The sequence below is a fragment of the Paenibacillus ginsengarvi genome, assembly GCF_003626695.1.
In the GTDB taxonomy this organism is placed as follows: Bacteria; Bacillota; Bacilli; order Paenibacillales; family NBRC-103111; genus Paenibacillus_AB; species Paenibacillus_AB ginsengarvi.
Window position 1 is genome coordinate 239543 of the sequence record NZ_RBAH01000004.1, and the last position, 18213, is coordinate 257755.

General features: G+C 57.6%; 15 protein-coding genes. 4 read left to right on the top strand and 11 right to left on the bottom strand.

Annotated elements, in window-relative coordinates; translation table 11 throughout:
• The first annotated feature begins 6 nt into the window (after positions 1-6).
• The gene (locus D7M11_RS07730; protein ID WP_120746591.1) at positions 7-1143 is read left to right on the top strand and encodes a GH39 family glycosyl hydrolase; all 1137 of its coding nucleotides are present in this window, start codon (positions 7-9) and stop codon (positions 1141-1143) included.
• On the opposite strand, the gene D7M11_RS07735 is transcribed toward D7M11_RS07730, so the two are convergent.
• A complete protein-coding gene (locus tag D7M11_RS07735) occupies positions 1140-1319 on the bottom strand; it encodes a hypothetical protein (RefSeq protein WP_120746592.1) in 180 nt (59 codons plus the stop codon). The genes D7M11_RS07730 and D7M11_RS07735 overlap by 4 nt on opposite strands.
• Before the next feature lie 149 nt (positions 1320-1468).
• Complete coding sequence (locus tag D7M11_RS07740) at positions 1469-1876, bottom strand: VOC family protein (RefSeq protein WP_120746593.1); 408 nt, start codon at positions 1874-1876, stop codon at positions 1469-1471.
• A 210-nt stretch (positions 1877-2086) separates the two neighbouring features.
• Between D7M11_RS07740 and D7M11_RS07745 the strand changes: the two genes are divergently transcribed.
• Together D7M11_RS07745 and D7M11_RS07750 are read left to right on the top strand one after the other, a co-directional pair.
• Positions 2087-3304, top strand: coding sequence for an oxalate decarboxylase family bicupin (locus D7M11_RS07745; protein ID WP_120746594.1), 1218 nt, complete (start codon positions 2087-2089; stop codon positions 3302-3304).
• Positions 3301-4146, top strand: a complete 846-nt coding sequence (locus tag D7M11_RS07750; protein ID WP_120746595.1) for a protein-glutamine gamma-glutamyltransferase — start codon at positions 3301-3303, stop codon at positions 4144-4146. The genes D7M11_RS07745 and D7M11_RS07750 overlap by 4 nt, the downstream gene beginning before the upstream one ends.
• 61 nt (positions 4147-4207) lie before the next feature.
• Here D7M11_RS07750 and D7M11_RS07755 read toward each other — a convergent pair whose 3' ends face one another.
• Positions 4208-4720, bottom strand: a complete 513-nt coding sequence (locus tag D7M11_RS07755; RefSeq protein WP_240040995.1) for a DUF6886 family protein — start codon at positions 4718-4720, stop codon at positions 4208-4210.
• Between the two features lie 183 nt (positions 4721-4903).
• Complete coding sequence (locus D7M11_RS07760; protein ID WP_240040996.1) at positions 4904-5797, bottom strand: sugar phosphate isomerase/epimerase family protein; 894 nt, start codon at positions 5795-5797, stop codon at positions 4904-4906.
• A gap of 189 nt (positions 5798-5986) precedes the next feature.
• Here D7M11_RS07760 and D7M11_RS07765 point away from each other — a divergent pair, with 189 nt between their 5' ends.
• On the top strand, positions 5987-6556 hold the full coding sequence (locus tag D7M11_RS07765; protein WP_120746597.1) for a hypothetical protein: 570 nt from the start codon (positions 5987-5989) through the stop codon (positions 6554-6556).
• 137 nt (positions 6557-6693) lie between these two features.
• Here the strand turns inward: D7M11_RS07765 and D7M11_RS07770 are convergent, their stop codons facing one another.
• The 7 genes from D7M11_RS07770 to D7M11_RS38025 all read right to left on the bottom strand — a co-directional run bounded on the left by D7M11_RS07770 (position 6694) and on the right by D7M11_RS38025 (position 18092).
• Positions 6694-8004, bottom strand: coding sequence for an ABC transporter substrate-binding protein (locus D7M11_RS07770; protein ID WP_193556136.1), 1311 nt, complete (start codon positions 8002-8004; stop codon positions 6694-6696).
• A gap of 71 nt (positions 8005-8075) precedes the next feature.
• Positions 8076-10340: an FAD-dependent oxidoreductase gene (locus D7M11_RS07775; RefSeq protein ID WP_120746599.1), complete on the bottom strand. Its 2265-nt coding sequence runs from the start codon at positions 10338-10340 to the stop codon at positions 8076-8078.
• A gap of 75 nt (positions 10341-10415) precedes the next feature.
• Positions 10416-11252, bottom strand: a complete 837-nt coding sequence (locus tag D7M11_RS07780; RefSeq protein ID WP_120746600.1) for a helix-turn-helix domain-containing protein — start codon at positions 11250-11252, stop codon at positions 10416-10418.
• Positions 11253-11477: 225 nt separating this feature from the next.
• Positions 11478-12602: an SGNH/GDSL hydrolase family protein gene (locus D7M11_RS07790; RefSeq protein WP_120746602.1), complete on the bottom strand. Its 1125-nt coding sequence runs from the start codon at positions 12600-12602 to the stop codon at positions 11478-11480.
• 303 nt (positions 12603-12905) lie between these two features.
• Positions 12906-16205, bottom strand: a complete 3300-nt coding sequence (locus D7M11_RS07795; protein WP_120746603.1) for a carbohydrate binding domain-containing protein — start codon at positions 16203-16205, stop codon at positions 12906-12908.
• Positions 16206-16243: 38 nt separating this feature from the next.
• A complete protein-coding gene (locus D7M11_RS07800; protein ID WP_120746604.1) occupies positions 16244-17587 on the bottom strand; it encodes an ABC transporter substrate-binding protein in 1344 nt (447 codons plus the stop codon).
• Positions 17588-17819: 232 nt separating this feature from the next.
• Entirely contained in the window at positions 17820-18092 is a 273-nt protein-coding gene (locus D7M11_RS38025; RefSeq protein WP_120746605.1) for a LacI family DNA-binding transcriptional regulator, read from the bottom strand.
• Positions 18093-18213: the final 121 nt, after the last annotated feature.

The following is an 18213-nucleotide window of genomic DNA, read 5'->3' on the forward strand; positions in this document are numbered from 1 at the left end:
ACTCTAATGACGGACATTCACATTCATCTGGGCCGCGAAAACGGACGAATCAGGCGCTTGCACGGGGTCAACAACGGGCCCGTCTGCTATGGCTCGCTGCTGGACGTAACCCATTACTACAAAAAAGCCGGTATTCCGCTCGTCCGGCTGCACGATCCGAACTGGCCGAACGCCCGCGAGGTGGACATTTACACGATCTTCCCCGATTTCAGCCGGGACCCGGCCGATCCGGCAAGCTACGACTTCTCGCGTACGGACGAATACATCCGTACAGTGCTGGAAACCGGAGCCAAAATCGTCTACCGGCTCGGCGTCAGCATCGAGCATACGAAACAAAAATATTACGTGGATCCGCCTGCGGATTTCGCCAAATGGGCGCAAATTTGCATCGGCATCATTCGCCACTACAACCACGGCTGGGCGAACGGATTCCGCTACCAAATCGAATATTGGGAAATTTGGAACGAGCCGGATAAACCGGTCGGTAAAACGAATTTGATGTGGGGCGGTACGTGGGAGCAATTTTACAAGCTGTACGGGACCGCGGCGAAGGCGATTAAAGAGTTCGATCCGAGCCTCAAGGTCGGCGGCTACGGGGCCACTTCCGTGAAAGTCAAATCGTTTATGGACGGCTTTCTCGCCTATTGCCGGGATCACGAAGCGCCGCTGGACTTTTTCTCCTGGCATATTTACGGCTCGGACTTAAACCGTTTCGCAACCGAATCGCGATACGCCCGGGAGGAGCTGGACCGGTACGGCTTTAGCCGAGCGGAGAGCCATCTGAACGAATGGAACTATTTCGACGGCGACTTCAAAACGATCTGGCTGCCGGAAAACGAGTTCGTCCGCAGAGGCGTGTTCGAACGGATGAAAAACCACATCGGTGCATCCTTCGTGGCGGCCGCCCTCATGCAGATGCAGGACTTGCCGATCGACGCGGCCAACTACTACGACGGCCAGCCAACCGCGCTGTTCTGCGGATTGTTCGACTATTACGGCGTACCCAAGAAAGCTTATACGCGGTCGAGGCGTTTGAGCAGTTGTGCGAGCACCCCAAACGCAAGGAGACGTCAATCGACGGTTCGCTCCCCGGCATCTATGGCTGCTCCGGAACAAACGACAACGGAGAGGCCGCCGCTCTAATCAGCAACGTAAACGGCCCATCCCGCCACTACACGATACGGGTAGAAGGGATCGACGATTCGCAAGACTTCATCTGCGAGCTGTTTGTTCTGGACGACCAGATCAGCATGCAGCCCGCCTATAAGCGTACGATTCGCTCCCGGGAACACGAGATTCGCTTGTTTCTGCCCTCCCATTCGGTGCTGCTGCTGAAACTGAGCCGCGACTCATAACCTGTACGCAAACCGGCCTCCCTGTGTAACGCTCCAAACGTTCACCGGGAAGGCCGGTTTGCCGTTTCTCCAAACGCTCGCTCCCTCATTTCAAAGCTGTGCCTTCCTCGCTGCTAATGGTATCCTTTCCCTTCGCCGCCCCAGAATGTGGCGATGTACCAATGGTTGCCGAACGGGTCCCGAACGCCACCGCTCCGCTCCCCGTACGGCATATCCGCAGGCTCATACAGCGAGACCGCCCCGTGCTCCAGCGCGCGGCGATAGATGTCGTCCGTATCGGCGACGAAAATATGCATCGTGGACGGCATGGCCGGGAATCTCTCGCTGCCGTCCGACACTTCGACGAGCGTATCGCCGATCAGCAGCTCGGCGTGCTGGATCGAGCCGTCCTCCCGCTGCGAGCGCTGCAGCTCTTCGGCGCCAAAAACGTTCCTGACGAACTCGATCCAGGCGGCCGCCCCCTCCACCTTGAAATAAGGCGTAACCGTGCGATAACGATGCGGCGTATAACCGTTCGACATGTTCTCTGCCTCCTTCAGCCGTTTGCGGCCTGCATATACTGTATATTTTTACCTTTTAATCCTACTACAAATAATCGCCTTTATCAAGAACGTACGTTCGAATCGTCTCAGAAGGGGCCAAACCAGACATACCGGACTTGCGATGGCTCATACATACTTAAAGTGCAGCATCAGAGATGAGCTTGTCCGATCTGAAAGGAGCATGCCAGAATGGACGATCGTTTACGCAAAAAAACGGGCGCCCCCCTTCCCCAGCCGATACGCGCCGACGGAGCCGGCGCAACCGATCCCGGGCCGCGCGACGTGCTCAGGGATGTGCAAAATCCCGATATGCTCGTTCCGCCCGTCACCGACGCGGGGACAATTCCGAACATGAGATTTTCGTTCTCGGACACGCATATGCAGCTTAATCAAGGAGGCTGGTCGCGGGAGGTGACGGTGCGGGAGCTGCCGATCGCAACTACGCTGGCGGGCGTCAACATGCGCCTGACTGCTGGAGGCGTACGGGAACTGCATTGGCATAAGCAAGCCGAGTGGTCTTACATGCTGCTCGGACGGGCGCGCATTACGGCGGTCGATCAGGACGGGCGGAATATGATCGCCGATGTCGGCCCGGGCGATCTGTGGTATTTTCCGCCTGGCATTCCGCATTCGATTCAGGGGCTTGAGGAAGGCTGCGAGTTTCTGCTCGTCTTCGACGACGGCAGCTTCTCCGATATCGACACGTTCTCCATCTCCGACTGGTTCGCCCATACGCCGAAGGACGTGCTGGCGGCCAACTTCGGCGTACCGGAGAGCGCGTTTGCTGGTATTCCGACAGAGCAGGTTTACATTTTTCAATCCGAGGTGCCCGGTCCGATCGAAACGCAGCAGGTAACCGACCTTTACGGCACCGTTCCGAAAAGCTTCACCCATCGGCTGCTCGCCCAGGAACCGATTATTACACCGGGCGGCTCCGTCAGAATCGTCGACTCGTCCAACTTCCCGATATCGAAGCGGATTGCGGCCGCGCTTGTGGAAATCAAGCCGGGCGCCATGCGGGAGCTGCACTGGCATCCGAACAACGACGAATGGCAATATTATTTGACCGGCAAAGGACGCATGACCGTATTCGCCGCGGAGGGCTCGGCCCGCACATTCGACGTCCGCGCCGGCGATGTCGGCTATGTGCCGTTCGCCTTCGGCCATTACGTGCAGAACACCGGCGACGAAAGCTTGTGGTTTCTGGAAATGTTCCAAAGCGACCGGTTCGCCGACGTGTCGCTGAACCAGTGGATGGCGCTCACGCCCCGCGAACTCGTCCGCGACAACCTGAACGCCAGCGAACAACTGCTGGACGCGCTCCGCAAGGAAAAGTGGCCGGTCGTCAAATACGGCCATGCCGTCAAAGGCTCCTCCGGAGGCAAAGACGAAGGAGGCCCGTCATGATCATACTGGCTGATGGAAGCGGCGGAATCGATCCGGCCGGCTTAACCGCCGTCGAACGAGACATCTACGAGCAAAAGACGAATAGCCCCACGCCGTTTCACTTCGAATCGGCAGAGGCGCTGCGGTTCGAACTGCGTTTGCGCGCGAATATCGTCAAAGCCGCGATCGCTCTGGAGAGGAGCCATGCCGGCTTCGCCACGTTCAGCAAATCCCGCGCCAACCGCAACTACTGGAAGCGGCTGGACAACGGCGGCTTTTTGCTCCATCCGAACGTGCTCCCGGCCGATGCGATCCGGGATATATACGAGAACGGAGACGCCTACGGCTTCGAATGCGCAACCGCCATCGTGATCGTTTTGTACAAGGCGGTGCTGGATACGATCGGCGAAACGGCGTTTAACCGGCTGTTCGGCAATTTGCAGCTGTATTCGTGGGAGCATGATTCCGACATGCCGCTCGTGACGCAGGACAATAACCACGAATCGTTTGCCGGAGACGTGCTGTATTACAGCAATCCGGACTACGATCCGAGAACGCCGCAGTGGCAAGGGGAAAATGTAGTGAAGCTGACGGGGGACCGGCTGTTCGGCCACGGCATCGGCATCGAAGCGGAGGATGTCATCATCCGGCATTTGAACAATCACCGGAGACCGGGAAGTAAAGTGTCGGCGTATTTGTTCGACCGGATCACGTATCCGGATTTTTACGCCATCTACCGCGAAACGAAGGCGGCAAATTCGGGTGCCCCCTACATACGGCGGTGGCCGGACGGCTGGATCGCCGGTCGGGTGGGCTCGAAAACGCAAGTGTTTACCGGACAGCCCCCGGTTCTGAACGCCTAGCCGGAACGGGTACAGCGCCGCTTCCTGCATCTGCACCCGCAAAGCCGGTCCGTCGCGTTAGTCAAGCCTTCGCCGCGTTGCGAAAACGGATGATCGAGAAGTCGATCGTGGAGGCAATGACGCTTTCCCGGATCGGGTGCAAGGATGAAGTAAACCGGACATCGAGCTTCGCCGCCAGCAGCTTGCCCAGCAGGTCGCCGACCAGCTCGACCTTTACCGGAACGACCGTTTCCCGCGAAACGTAGTAGCCGGCGGAGCCGTCCATCATCTCGAACGAATCGCCCGCGAACGTGTACATGTACAGCTTCGTTTCGCGTATCCGGTCCAGCCAGCCGCTTTCGACGACAACCACCTTCTCCGCGACCGTATTCGCCAGAAACGCCTTGGCATCCTCTTCGGTCGTCCAGTCGGCTTTCCAGTAGATCACCCTCGGGCAATCGCGGGGAAAAAAGTAATGCGGGCTGCGCTCCCGGTCGAGTGCGAACACAACCGGCGGCAGATGCGGAAACGCAGGCGCGGGTCTCGGCCGGAATACCTCGATATTCGGCTCTTCGCTGAAATGATACAACTCCACGGACATTCCTCCTTCGATTATGGGCATAGGCAACCTATCATACCCCGAATCCGGCCCCGAAGTAAGAGAAAAAATTGTTATATTGAGCCGTTCCCGAATAAAGCTGGGTCGGGTATCGGCAATTCGCGGACGCGTGATGCCGAACCGTCCGCCCCGAGCCCCTCCGCTTCTCCACTCGGCGGCCTACGGATTCATCGCCATGCCGCAAGCGTCCGCCGCCCTCCGGTATATGGTCTCCAGCTCACGAAGCTCGACAAGATCCGGATTATGCTCGAACGTCACATGAAACTCCGAATTGCGCTGCGCAAGGTATTGCAGGTAGCGGTAAGCGTCCCCGCAGCTTTCGTCCTCGTCATGGGCTTCCCGTACCGGAAGGTGATGCGTAAACGTATCGCCCTCGTAGCGCAAGTTGCTGTAATGGACCAAATACACGCTCGGCGCAAGCCGGTCCAGCCAAACATACGGATCGAAGCCATGAAAAGCTCTGTGCGTCAGGTCCACTCTCGCCGTATCAACGACCAGCCGAATGTCCGGATGCCGCAGGAACATTTCAATGAACACATCCTCATAATCGCCGAAAAAATCGTGCTCAAGCAAAATGCGCTGCTTGTACCGGTGCTGCAGCTGTCCCAGCTCGTGGAACAGACGCTCGGATATGTCGCGGAAGGCGGAGCGCGTCAGGGCGCCATACCCGTACCGGCTGGACGAATCCGGCATTTTCGCATACAGCTTGCGAATCGGCGGCTCGAAAATCGGGAAGAACGGGTAATGATACAAAAGGTAGTCGGCACCGTACCGGGAAGCAAGCTCCGTCTCTTCCTCTACCTGCCGCATTGCCTCGCGCCATTCAGCCGGATCCGGCGAATTGAGCCGGGGCAGCTTGTACCCGCGGCTGCCGAGTATCGGGCCATGAACGCCGTACTTCAAACCCCGCGCCGCGCAAAACGATTGCAGCTTCTCCAACTGGGCCTTGCCGGAAAACTGACTAATTTCCAGTCCGTTCAAAGCCCCCATGCCGTACTTCTCCCATCGCTCCTCGTTCAGCTCGTGCCACATGCCGAACTGCAATCGCCTCACAAAACCGCCCCCATCGCTTCAACTGAACAGCGTTTTCTTCATCAATTGGACGCGGCGGCTCGCGTTTTGGTTGAGTTACGATTGATGAAATCAATTCGAAACCATACTATGATAGAAATAACTTCCTGCTGTTGTGAACGAGCAAGAAATCACAGGGACACGGAAGTGTTGGAACAGGAGGAACCAGACATGAATCGCAACCATACCCATGTGCCTTACGGCTATGAACCGCCGGAGGAAACGGCCAAAGGCACTCTTTTCGTTTACGACAGCTTCGCCATTTCCGAAGAAGAGGGGCATCCTGCGGACGACGGGCTCGGCCTAAGCGGGCTGGAGCAGCTCGCCTCCTGGGCGGAGCGGCGCTTCATCTCCCGCATCGCGCTGTACGTTCCGCACGAGGAGACGCTGAAGCGGATGGGCGTCCGTTACCCGGAGCCGCTGTACAAACGTGAATCATCGCTGCGCGAAACGCTCGAAGGGCTGAACGTATCCGTTCCGGCCAGCGTCGATGTCTGGGAGCAAAAGCGCAAAAAGTACACGCCTATGGATACGGCGCTGCGCTATATGGGCGAGCGTTACGCAGCTCCTTACTTCGTCGGCTTGTCCGGGGAATACGCGAACCGGTTCGCCTCCTATCACGGTTTCGAGGAATGGATTCGCAAGCTGCGGCTTGTCATTGTCCACTCCGAAGCGGCGGGGGCGTTCCATCCCCATCCACTGCTGGCGAAGCACGAGAACCGCTGGAATCTGCTCCCCTGAAGCGGCCCGGCGCGGGCTACGGGAGGGTTGTACTAGCGCCTGGAGTCGCGCCGGACAGAGCCCTACCTTTACCGCGATGCCAAAAGACGCCTCCGGCCCGCTCGCAAGCGGTTCAGGAGGCGTCTTGGTTTTCATTATTACTTTTTGCTTTGAATCTCCGCCTCGATGGCAGCCTTGATTTCCTCGGTCGCTTCGCGCAGCGCCGTATTGACGTCCTTTTGGCCGAGCACATACTGCTGATATGCTTTGTTCAGAATCGGCCTCGCCTTCGATTCATATTTGGAGAAGGATGGAATCGGAGCGAGCTTGCTCACGTAGAACGCCTTCGCGTTTTTTCCTTTCAGGGGCGGCAAATCTTTGCCGATGTCCATTTTGATCGCATCGTTTTTCATCAGCGACGGCCGTCCGGTTAAAGCGCTTTCCTTCTGCACTTGATCCGCGAACATTTCCGCCACGACCTGGAAGGCAACGTCCTTGTTTTTGACGGTCGGCGAGATCATGAACAGCGGAGCGATCATCTGCGTTGCCGTCGCCGGCGCCTCCTTGAAGAAAGGCATGCTGACCATATCCCAGTTGAAGCCCGGGTCATTCGCCTGTTCGATCGCGATGACCAGATTGTTCGCCACATACATCGCTACCGTCCGATTTTTCATAAAATCGTTTTGACCGCTCCCGTACGTTTGCTCGGTCAGCGCATTGCCGGGAATATCGTAAAACCGTTTCCAATTTTCGAACAGCGACTTCCACTTGTCCGCCTGCTGCAGCGGCATATGGGTCGACGGGTCGAGTATATTCAGCGACAGCGGATTGGCGTCGAGCAGGAACGAATGGCTCATCTGCATCCCCCGGTACTGCGTTCCGTTGTGCACTCGCGTTACTTTTTTGGCTACTTCAAGCGCTTCGTCCCAGCTCATGCCGTCCTTCGGATAAGGAACGCCGAGCTGATCGAATATATCTTTGTTGTAATAAAGCGCGGCCGTGTTGTTATTGGCCGGGAGCCCGTAAATTTCGCCTTTCGGCGACAGCTTGCGGACCGAATCCATAACGCCGTCCTGGAAAATGCCGAGTTCGAACTTGTGCCGCTTGATCAGCTCCGTCATATCGTATTGAAGCCCAACGTCCACAACTGCCTGCACTTGAGTCGTCGTCGTATGGATCAGATCCGGCGGCGTGCCCGCCGCGAGCAGGTCGGCGAGCGACGTCCCCTTTCCGTTTTTGATATGCTTCAGCGTAATATACGGATACTTCTTTTTGATCGGCGCTTCGATCAGCGTTTCGAATGTCAAATCTCCAATCCCGGCCAGGTTGTAAAAGGTGAGCGTCACCGGCTCGGTGCTGACGGCCGGCGGCTTCTCGTCCGCCGCTTTCGTTTCGCCCGCGCCGTTCTCAGGCTTGGCGGAGCCGCAGCCCGCCGTTATCGCGAGCAGCGCAGCGAGCCCTATTGACATTGTCCTTTTCCGAATACGCATTGTCGACTTCCTCCCTCGATTGTTTTTTTGTCCCGCCGGCTTTGCCCCCATCAGCTTTCATAACAACGGATCTCGTACAGTTCGGCCGATGGCGATCCGTTTGTCGCCGTTATAACGATCTTCAGCCGATCCGTTCGCACCTTCGCCGCCAGCTTATGCCTGCGGTGACGCTGGTAATTGCCCTCGACTTGCAGCAGCTCGCGCCATACGCCATCCTGCCAAGCCCAAACCGCATAATCCCGCGGACATTCCGGAGCTTTGTACGCGGCCGGATAAAAGCGGAAATCGCGCAGCAGATGGCCGGGGAACGTCAGCTCGATAATCTGAAGCGTTGCCGGCTCCGGCCAGCGCAGCTCCACCCATCCCGGCAAGCCCGCCTCGGGATCGGAACGCCACAGATTCGTTGAGCGGTGAGGCCGGGTGACGCCGCTTATAACCTGCTCCGCCCGGTAACAGCGCTGGCCCGGCTCGATCCGCAGCGACATCGCGACGCCTTCCTCGAACCGGCGCATGCGGCCGCCTCCCCGCTCTGTGGCGGAAACGAGTCCTGGCTCCGGCCGCTTCGCCCGGTGCCAGACGAGGTTCGGGTTCGCCGCGGCATCGAGGCGGGCGTAACCTTCCGCCATCCAGCCTGCGGGCAGCCGAACCGGCCACTCGATCCACTGCCGTTCACCGGGCGGCACGGTCAGACAAGCCTCCGCAGCGGGGTTTTGCGGCCGAACGCGGTATTCCCAGATGTGCTCGACCGGTGTCAGGCAAACTTGCAGCGTCTGCTCCCGGTCGCTTAGGTTGCTGACGCAAACGGACAGCTTCTCCAGCTCGCCCCCGTCTACCGCAATCCACTGGCCCCGCCGCTCGCGCAAAACGTCCCGGCCGCTTGCCCCGTCATGCGTTTCCCCGGCGTCTGCCGGCAGCATCGCGGACATCACCGCTTCGCTGCTGGCGCTAACGCTCGCACTCCGGGCCAGATCGGACGGGTCCTCGTTCCGGCGGCCGGGCAGAAAGCAGCCGTCCCGCAGCAGCGTCTGCTGCACCTCGGCAATCGCCTCGGCGGTAAGCCGCTTGACCGGCTCTCCGCGCTTCAGGCTTACGGCAGCCGCCGTGCCGACGGCCTGCCCCATCAGCGCCGTCGTCCCCATCACCCGCACCGAGCCGAGCGCCACATGCGTGACGCTAATATTTCGCCCGGCCATCAGCAGATTGCTTGCATCCCTAGCCATGAAGGCGCGCAGCGGCAAGCCGAACGGCCCGACAAAGCTTTTGTTCATATGGACGGAATGCTCGTGTCCCGCAACGGCGGTAGGCTCGCTGACATCGGCCAGCAGTCCGCCGGGACTGTGCAGATCGATAAACCATCCGCCAAAGACAACCTCGTCCGCGAAGGCGGTAACGTTCGTCAAGTCGTGCTCGGTCACGATATATTCGCCCATAATGCGGCGGCTCTCCCGTTTCCCCGGCACTTGGCCGATCCAATCTATCGCGTAATTCGCCGCCTTCAGCTTCAGGCGCGGATCTTTGTTTTTGACGAAATCCCATACGCCGAGCAGATGCCGGGTCAACTCATGACGGATCGTTTCCCCGTCGTAGATCGTATGCCAAGGCACCCCCAGCTCGAGCCACCAGTAACCGCCGCCCGGCTCCGGAATGCGCCCTTTCTCGTAAAAAAACGAAGCGTCCTCGTACGAATGAGCCCATTCCGGCCGCTTGAACGGAGCCGGACGTCCCGTATCGACCGCGCGGAAATAAATCGAGCTTCCCATCACGTCGGCGCTCGGCAGCGCAGGAGCGTGCGGCTCCATGAATTCGTCTCTTCCTTCGCTGCCCATTCGCCATTCGCAGCCGGCCAGCTCGGCCACGATCCCGTCTCCGGTACAGTCGATGAACAAGTCCGCGTGCAGCGTCAGCTCCGTCTCGCTGGCGGCAACCCGCCCCGTCACCGAACGAATCGTTCGACCCTCCGCCACGTCCACAGACGCGATCGACGTATTCAAATGCACCGTAAGTCCGTCCGTACGCATCGCCATATCGTACAAAATCAGATCCCATACGCTGTTCGTCCATTGATGTTCATGGTTGGACGCCCGCTCCTCGATCAGCAGCTCGGAAATGATCCCGGTTTCCCTCGCATAGGCGTGAAAGTTCGCCGCTCCTTGCGGGCTCACCCGTATTTCCGAGGAGCTGTTGCCCCCGAGTACCGGGCGGTCTTGCACCAGGCATGTTTTTGCACCATGTCTCGCAGCGGCGACCGCCGCGCAAAAGCCGGCGAGTCCCCCTCCGCAAACGACCAGGTCGTATCGTTCCTCTCTCGTTCTCATCCGATTCCTCTCTTTTCTGTTCGGTGCCAAAAGCTCCGGTATGCTGGTTGCTCCGGGCATTGCGTCGGTACCGGTTCAGTCTCGGTTTCTCAGCAGCTGCCGGAAATCGGAAGGACTGCACCCGTTCTCCTGCTGAAACACCTTGCTGAAGTAATTCGGGCTCTCGAAGCCGAGACTGTAAGCGATTTCGGAAATCGACACCGACGTATCCCGGAGCATATGCTTGCTTTCCTGAACTTTCAAATGGCGCACGAACCGGCTCGGCGACATCCTGTAATATTTGTGGAACAGTCTTCGCAGATGGACTTCGCTGACCGACACCATGTCGGCGAGCTGCTTCACAGTCGGGAACCGGGCCGGATTGTCCTGCAGCATTTTCACCGCAAGTCCGAGCAGGTACGCCTTGTGATCGACATCGATCCACGCATCGGCCTGCTGCGGTTCCTTGTAATTGCCGGCGCGCAGAATATGGACGAGCAGGGATTGCAAAATGGAATTGGCCCCCATCTTGTACCCGATCCGCCGCTGTTCGATTTCCTCGACAACCTCCATCATATGGGTTTCCATAAAGCGCATGTCGAGATTGGACAGCATCGTCGGCACCCCCGGCAAGCTCCGGTACCGGTATCCGGTTCTGCTCTGAAGGGTGAACAGCACGCTCAGCAGATGAAGCTCGCCGGAAGCGACGCTGCGGAAGTGGACGCTTTCCGCCGCCGGAAATAACACAGCCTCCCCTTTCTTCACCGTATAGGGCTTGCCCTGGATGTTCGCCGCAACCTCGCCTTTTTGTACAACCCAGAGCCGGATATGCGGATTTTTTTTGTCCCGGAACGACCAAGTGTCCGGCAAATATTGCAGCCCTGCCCAGTACACATTCACATCGACATCCCACAAAAAGCTTTCTGCGCTCATCTTACCTCACTCCGATTTCAGTATAGGGCGATGCGGGCCAGACCGGAAGAAACAGAAAGAACCGGTTCGGGTAAAAAACGAACCTGTTTTCGTTCGTATTGTACATAAAATAAAAAAGTCGTGCCACAACCGAAGTCGTGACACGACCTTGATCCGCGCCGCTCTGCAGAGGCGCCGAACCGGACGTGGGCAGCCTTATGTTCCGGCAGCCCGCTTGCATATTCCTTATGTCAACTCACGATGCAGCAGTTCCTGAAGCACCGGAGTCAGCGTATCGGCCATCCGCAAAAAGCCGAGGTCGGTCGGATGCACCCCGTCGACCGTGCATTCATTGTAGCTGTCCGTCCCGAGCAGTGCGGTGCCGTCGAAGAAATGGATGTTCGCGTCACCTTGGCTGCGGTACATCTCTACCGTGTCCATCTCCACCTTCTTCATATCGAGCCGCAACCGCAGCAGCGCCGGCTCGAACCGTTCGCGGGCATATTGGATTTTGGAGACGACCAGGATCGGCACCCCGGGATGCGCCTCGCGGTAAATCCGGATAAATTCGGGCAGCGTCCGTTTCATAAGCTCCACACCGACGGCATTGGCCTCGTAATCGAGCACGAGCAGAGCGGGATCTTCGATCTCGGTCAGCACGCGCGCAACTTCGGGTTCTCCCCTGCCGTTTCCGGAGAAGCCGAGATTCACGAATTCTAGCGGAATACGGCGGCTCAAAATGTTCGTATAAGCCATCCCCGGCCGGGTCGCGCAGCCCCCTTGCGTTATCGACGTCCCGTACACGATCACTTTCTTGCCAGTGCGGTACGGAAGCGGCTCCTCGATCCGCGAGCCTGCAGCGATCCCGATCGATACTTCCTTTACGCCTTGATACAGAGGAAAGTTGAGCGTAACATGCCGCAGCTCCGTATTCGGAAACTCGTATAGAACGACTTCATAGGACAATTGCGTATGGTCGTAGCGCGTCGTGCCGAAATATTGCTGGTCGCCGGGCTCCCCCAAATAAATGTCGAAGCCGCATTGCCCGGTTGCGGGCATATGATACATGTTCGCTTTGCCCGTTAGCTCCACGCGAATGGCAAGACGGGGCGAATCCGTCCGGAACGCGATCTGTCCGCCCGCCGTCGAATTGGCCAGCTGGTTCACCGCCGGCGGCAGCTCGTGCTTGGGCTGTACGGGCATTCTCCGGTACACTCCGTCCTGATGAAACCACGGGAAGCCGGACAAGCGGAAAGGCCGCTCCTTCGGCGACAGCCATTTCAATCCCAATTCTCCCGTCTGCTCCAGCTTCATATTCGGGTCCAGCTTCTGCGCGTCCACCCGATTCGATTGAGTCGTTTGCTCCGCCATCGTTCGCGGCCTCCTTGGAATGATTGATCCGAGTAAGTTCCCAGGTTGTTGTTTCGGTTAGCGTTGTTTCCATCCCGATTCTACCATATCCTTTTATTAGAAATCGATTACAATTTAAAATTCAACGTCACAGAACCCCAGGAAAAACGAAAAGAGCCGGAAACCGGCTCTTGAGATTGTTGAGAAAGGCGCAAAAAGAGGTAGCGATGAAGGCAAGAGGTTGGGGAATGCGCTACGCTTTACGCACATTTCCCCAACCTCTTTTGGACTATTCCATTCTCTTTTTGACTCGAAATATTGCGCCTAAGGAGTCAGGCTTTCCACCAGCGACACGTCGTCAAGCCACGCCGGCCCGCTCGCGGACTGATTCATCCGGAAATTGACGTAAACTTGCGCCGTCCCGGCCGGGATCGCAAGCGGCACTTCGCGGTAAGTCCAGTCCGCGCTTGCCGGAACAACCGGAAGCTGATACGAGATCGTAGCCCCCGCGGCGTTCACATACCGCACCCCGAACGATATTTGTCCTGCTGAAGCTTCATGCTTCAGCCATCCCGACAATTTGTAGCTTTTGCCCGCAACGAGGGGAATCGCGGACGAGGCGATGAAATTGTTGGCATTCGCCGTATCCGGAACCAGCTTAACCGAACGGGCTCCCCCATGAGCGGAGGCATCGTCCCAGTAGCCTTTGCCCATACTCCAGCCGGCAGGCGAGCTGCCGTTCGCCGCAGAGGTCTCGAAGCCCGGATTGTTCACCATGTTTCGTTTGACGTTTACGGTCAACGGCCGCGTATTGAACAAGTGTCCGCCCACGCTCGACTGTATGGCCACCGTATAGGCGCCATCCGCCGTATTGGCCGATTTCAAGTATACGGAGCCTTGTACGGTAACGGACCCGTCGGCCTGAAGCTGGACGGCGGCAGGCAGGCTTAATCCGATTTCCGCCGGCACATCTGCGCGCAGTTCGGCCGTCACGGCACTGCCCGACCGGTTCGCAAGACGCACGCTGAACGGTACATTTCCGGGTCCGGTCACCGTTACGTCAGCCGGCACGAGTGCCGTTTCGAGCAGCGGCGACGTGCCGAATCCTTTCGCGGCACCGATATGCAGCCGCACGCCCCGGTATTGAAAAGAAACCTCTCCCTTAGCGTTATAAACCGCTTGACTTACCCCCGGCGGCACCGCGAACGTCAGCTCCTTCTCGTAAGTTTGACCGCTCTGAAGCGTACCGATCGCCCCGGAAGCAGAAGGAAGCTGGAATGACTCAGGGAACCGGATTGTCCACGCAACATCGTTTACGTCCGTTTGCCCCCTGTTGACCGCCCGAACGATCACCTTGGCCTCATTGCCGCCGATCGCCTCTTCCGGAACGATATCGAGCCGCAGCCCGACTTGTGCAGCCGCAAGGGGCGACATCTTCCCGATCGCTTGATTCAGTAAGCTGGTCATTGCGTCCCGATTACCGCCGAGCCCGGGATCGGATTGCCCTTCTATCCACGATTTCAGCTGCTCCATCGTTTTGACCGCTTTAGCCGCATCTGCCGCTATGTCGTTCAGATCGGACGCCGTCCCGGCCAGTTGTTCCGCTATCGTCTCCATATCCTCGGCCAGCCGCGAAACTTTATTCCGCCAATGCGGGTGCGAGGACAGCCCCTCCGCTTGCCCGAGCAGCGAAAAGGTCTGATCGGCCATTGTCCTGTAAGGCGTAAGTTTGTACACCGACGTTTGCCGGGCATCGAGCGTAACGTTCAATTGCCTCGTCGGATCGTCGTATGATGCCGGATAATCGCCGTACAGCAGCTCGGCATGGTAGCCGGTTTCGGGTAAAGCGACGGAAACGGCTTTCGTTTGATCGGTCTTGTTGACCGCAACGACATACAGCTCTCCCGCCTTGTCCCAGACCGCCCATTCCACGCCGTCCTCATTCCGGTGATCGGCAGGCGTCAGCCGCGACAAGTCCGCCATCAGCCCGAGCTCGGGAGCAAACCGCTTCAGCCCCGGCCACAGCGCCGAGTCCGCAAGGCTCCAGCCCGGATCGTTCAGCGCGTAATAGCCCAAACCGGTCGCCCCGGCAAGCAGCGATTGATACGCCATATTGCGCACTTCCGCGATCGTCGGCAAATACGTCCACGCCGACGGGGGCGGATAGGCGAACGTTTGCAGAATAGACCATACCGGTCTTCCCGCCTTCGCCGCTTCTGCCGCCCGCCGTACGTCGTCGCCAACGTTCGCGATCGGCCTGTTCGGCAAAGGGTACGAATCGACAGTCAGCACATCCGGCACGCGGCCGTAGTTGGCGTATTCATTTCGATCGCCTTCCACCGTATAGACCGGGTGCTTCGGATCGAGCGCGCGTACGATTGCGTAGGCCGCCGCCGTCTGCTCCGCGGTTACGCCGTTACCGCTTGGCTCATCGATCGTCATCCAGGCGAGAAGCGCTGGGTGGTCTTTGAACTCCGCGACGTATTGCGCCATTTTCGTTAAATCCTGGGTGATGTTCATGTAATAGTAGAGCGGGAACAATACTTTCAAGCCGTTCGCATGGGCGGCATCCATCGCCTGGCGGATCGCGGCGGTCGTACCGGCGTTCACGCCTTGGACCGTATTGACGCCAATTTCATGCAGCAGCGGATACTGCTCCACATTCGCATGATAAGCAATAACCGGGAAGAACGGCTCGCCGTCCACCCTTATAAGTCCGCCAGCCGGCAGCGTCGTCGGTCGGTTATACCGGTAAATGCGCGCCGATGCGCGATCTATGACGGTCTGATCCGAATCCGACAGCACCGTCTCCACCTCGTACGGCGTATTCAGGCTCATGCCGCGCGGATCGAAGGTCAGCGTCATGTCCGGCTGCGCCGCCATACCGTACACCGAATGGATCACCGTCCCGTTGACGGCATCCGTTATTCGAATTCCGATCGTTTTGCCCGTATAAACACCGTCCGTGAACCGGTTGCGGATTACCGCCTTGCCTTCCGTTACGTCCGAGTAGTAGACGATTTGGTCTGTCGACATCGTCAAATTGACCAGCTTTACGGCGGCATCGTCGAACAACACCGTCCCGGTCCCCCACAGCCGCAAGTACACGACAGCGACGACCGCCCCTTCCGGAGCTTGCAGGCGGAACTTGTACGGCTGCCAATCGCCGGTCGTTTCGCGAATATACGGACCGAATTTCTCGAATACCCAATTGGCCGAGCCGCCGGACTCGCTGCTGTAAAACTCGACCTTCAGCACGACTCCCTTGCCTTGTACGCCCGACGACTTGAACCAAGTCGAGAACTCGTACGTGCTCCCCGCTTCCACCGGCACCTTCTGCAGCACCCATGGATTCGTCAAAGCCCCCGAGCTGACGGATGCCGCCCGGGAACCGGAATGAGCTTGGGAAGAAAGTGCGACGCCGGAGACGCCCCAGCCTCCCATCGCCTGCCAATGCTCCGGAACGTTACCTGAAGCTTGCTCGAAGCCCGGATTTTGCATCAGGTTCGGATTGAGGTTTTCCGCTCCGGCCCGTTCCGGCCAGCCGAGCGATAGCAGCAACGATTGCGCCAGCAAGCAGACGATAAGGATGAGATTCGGCAGCCTTTTCTTCGGATAGGTCATGCTTTGCCCTCCTTCGAATTGTGAAAGTCTTCATTCGTTCACTTGCGCTGTTTGTATTCGGCTATTTTCTTCTTCGCGTCTTCCTCCGCCTGGCGAAGCGCCGTGTTCAGGTCAACCGTGCCGATCTGGGCCTTCGTTGCATATGAAGTATACACTCCGGCGAGCTCGGCTTCGATCGGCGACAATGCCGGAATCGGAGCGAATTTGTTGTGGAACACCGACTTCCAGTTTTTATCTTTGAAAGGAGACTCCTTGCCGAGCTGCTGGAGAACCGCCTGGTCCTTCAGCACCGGGATGAGACCTTTGCGCGCAAGCTCCGTTTGTAATTCGTCGGACGCCATATATTTGAGCACTTCCATGGCGGCTTCCTTGTTCTTCGCCATCTTCGTAATGCCGAAGTAGCTCGGGTAGGATTGCGAGCCTACTCCAGGCATCTCCTTGAAGGTCGGAAGCGAGACGAAATCCCAATCGAGTCCCTTGAACTGCTCCTCCCACGTTTGCACGAGATGGGACATGTAGCCGAACATCGCTACGTTTTTCGTTTTCACGAAATCGTTCGCATCGGGGATTTTGTTCGTTTTCTTCAAAGCCTCTTGGGCGCTCGGCTCTTGAACCGGATCGAGAAACGTGGTCTGGAACAACTTCTTCCAACGCTCATCCGTATTGATCGTCGGTGTATCCGTTTTCATATCCGTGGTTCCAAGCGACAGCTGGTTCATCCGGATCGAATGGTTGGGAGAGTGGGAATAGCCGATATACTGGGTACCCCCGTCGTTGCGCGACAGCTTTTTGGCCAGCTCGTTCACTTCGTCCCAAGTCATGCCGTCCTTCGGGTACGCAACGCCGAACTTGTCGAAAATCGTTTTGTTGTAATACAGCACCAGGTTCGTCGTCGTAATCGGCAAAGCATACAGCTTGCCTCCGGACGCCTGCTTGACCGCATCGATGACCGTCGGCTCGAAGCGCGATAAATCGACGCCGCGTGTTGCGATCAGCTCGGTCATATCGTACTGGATGTCGCTGCCGAACGCATAATTCTCGAAGTTGCCGATCGTCTGGAAAAAAATATCGAACCGGGTGCCGGCGGCAAGCAGGTCCGGCAAGTTCGTCCCTTGACCTTTCATAATGTACTTGATCGTATAATTCGGAAATTTTTTGCGCAGCGAGTTGCCGAACTTGTAATCGAAGCTTTCTACCGGGTCCCCGTTGTTCGAGTAGAATACGATCTCCGCAGGCTCGGAAGCGACGTCCGGCTTCTTCCCTTCCGATTGCGGCTGTGCTCCTTTGCTCCCGCCGCCCGTTCCCTCTCCCGAGCAGGACGCGAGTAGTGCGCCGATCAGAGTGAACGTCAGCAAAACATTCCAGCTTTGCTTCCTTTTCATCGAATAGCCTCCTTGGCATCATCATGTGAACTTGCGCTTTTTCATGCTTCCCCTTATATGCTGCATCCGCCGCTTTCGCGTTCCTTTACGGAACGTATCGTTGCTCACCCCCTTCGCGAAAACGGGCGACTTTAAACCGGAGCTCAAAGAAACGCAAAACATAGAAATCGATTTCTATCAGGACAAGAAGAGGTTTATTTCCCCTCCCAAGGAATCGTCCAGCTTCTCGCCGTCAATCGGCAGCGTATTTCTTCATCCAGCCACCGTTCGCCGTCGTCTCCATTGTCAATATGTCAAGTGTGCGTTTCGTCATTTGCTCGATCGAAGGCCCTATCGTCGTAAGCGGCACATCGAAAAAAATAGCCTGCCTCGTCTGCTCGCTCACTGCGGGCTCGTCGTTAAGCGCCCGGGAAACGGTTACATAAGTGACGCCGCCGATATGGCGATATCTTAATCGTGACCATGCCGCACGCTTCCTTCTCTGTTTGTATATACGAACAATTATAGATCTCGTTTACGTTTTTTTCAATATTTAAAGTTAAATTTATTGTTTTAACTTTAATAACTTAAACGTTTATTACCAAAAAAAGAGCCGGGTTTCCCCGACTCCGTTAATCCGCGCTATT

What these genes read in the sequence shown, in the direction of transcription:
- D7M11_RS07730 (WP_120746591.1), top strand. Translation starts at nt 7, where the DNA reads ATGACGGACATTCACATTCATCTGGGCCGCGAAAACGGACGAATCAGG.
- D7M11_RS07735 (WP_120746592.1), bottom strand. Translation starts at nt 1,319, where the DNA reads ATGGGAGGGCAGAAACAAGCGAATCTCGTGTTCCCGGGAGCGAATCGT.
- D7M11_RS07740 (WP_120746593.1), bottom strand. Translation starts at nt 1,876, where the DNA reads ATGTCGAACGGTTATACGCCGCATCGTTATCGCACGGTTACGCCTTAT.
- D7M11_RS07745 (WP_120746594.1), top strand. Translation starts at nt 2,087, where the DNA reads ATGGACGATCGTTTACGCAAAAAAACGGGCGCCCCCCTTCCCCAGCCG.
- D7M11_RS07750 (WP_120746595.1), top strand. Translation starts at nt 3,301, where the DNA reads ATGATCATACTGGCTGATGGAAGCGGCGGAATCGATCCGGCCGGCTTA.
- D7M11_RS07765 (WP_120746597.1), top strand. Translation starts at nt 5,987, where the DNA reads ATGAATCGCAACCATACCCATGTGCCTTACGGCTATGAACCGCCGGAG.
- D7M11_RS07770 (WP_193556136.1), bottom strand. Translation starts at nt 8,004, where the DNA reads ATGTCAATAGGGCTCGCTGCGCTGCTCGCGATAACGGCGGGCTGCGGC.
- D7M11_RS07775 (WP_120746599.1), bottom strand. Translation starts at nt 10,340, where the DNA reads ATGAGAACGAGAGAGGAACGATACGACCTGGTCGTTTGCGGAGGGGGA.
- D7M11_RS07780 (WP_120746600.1), bottom strand. Translation starts at nt 11,252, where the DNA reads ATGAGCGCAGAAAGCTTTTTGTGGGATGTCGATGTGAATGTGTACTGG.
- D7M11_RS07790 (WP_120746602.1), bottom strand. Translation starts at nt 12,602, where the DNA reads ATGGCGGAGCAAACGACTCAATCGAATCGGGTGGACGCGCAGAAGCTG.
- D7M11_RS07795 (WP_120746603.1), bottom strand. Translation starts at nt 16,205, where the DNA reads ATGACCTATCCGAAGAAAAGGCTGCCGAATCTCATCCTTATCGTCTGC.
- D7M11_RS07800 (WP_120746604.1), bottom strand. Translation starts at nt 17,587, where the DNA reads ATGAAAAGGAAGCAAAGCTGGAATGTTTTGCTGACGTTCACTCTGATC.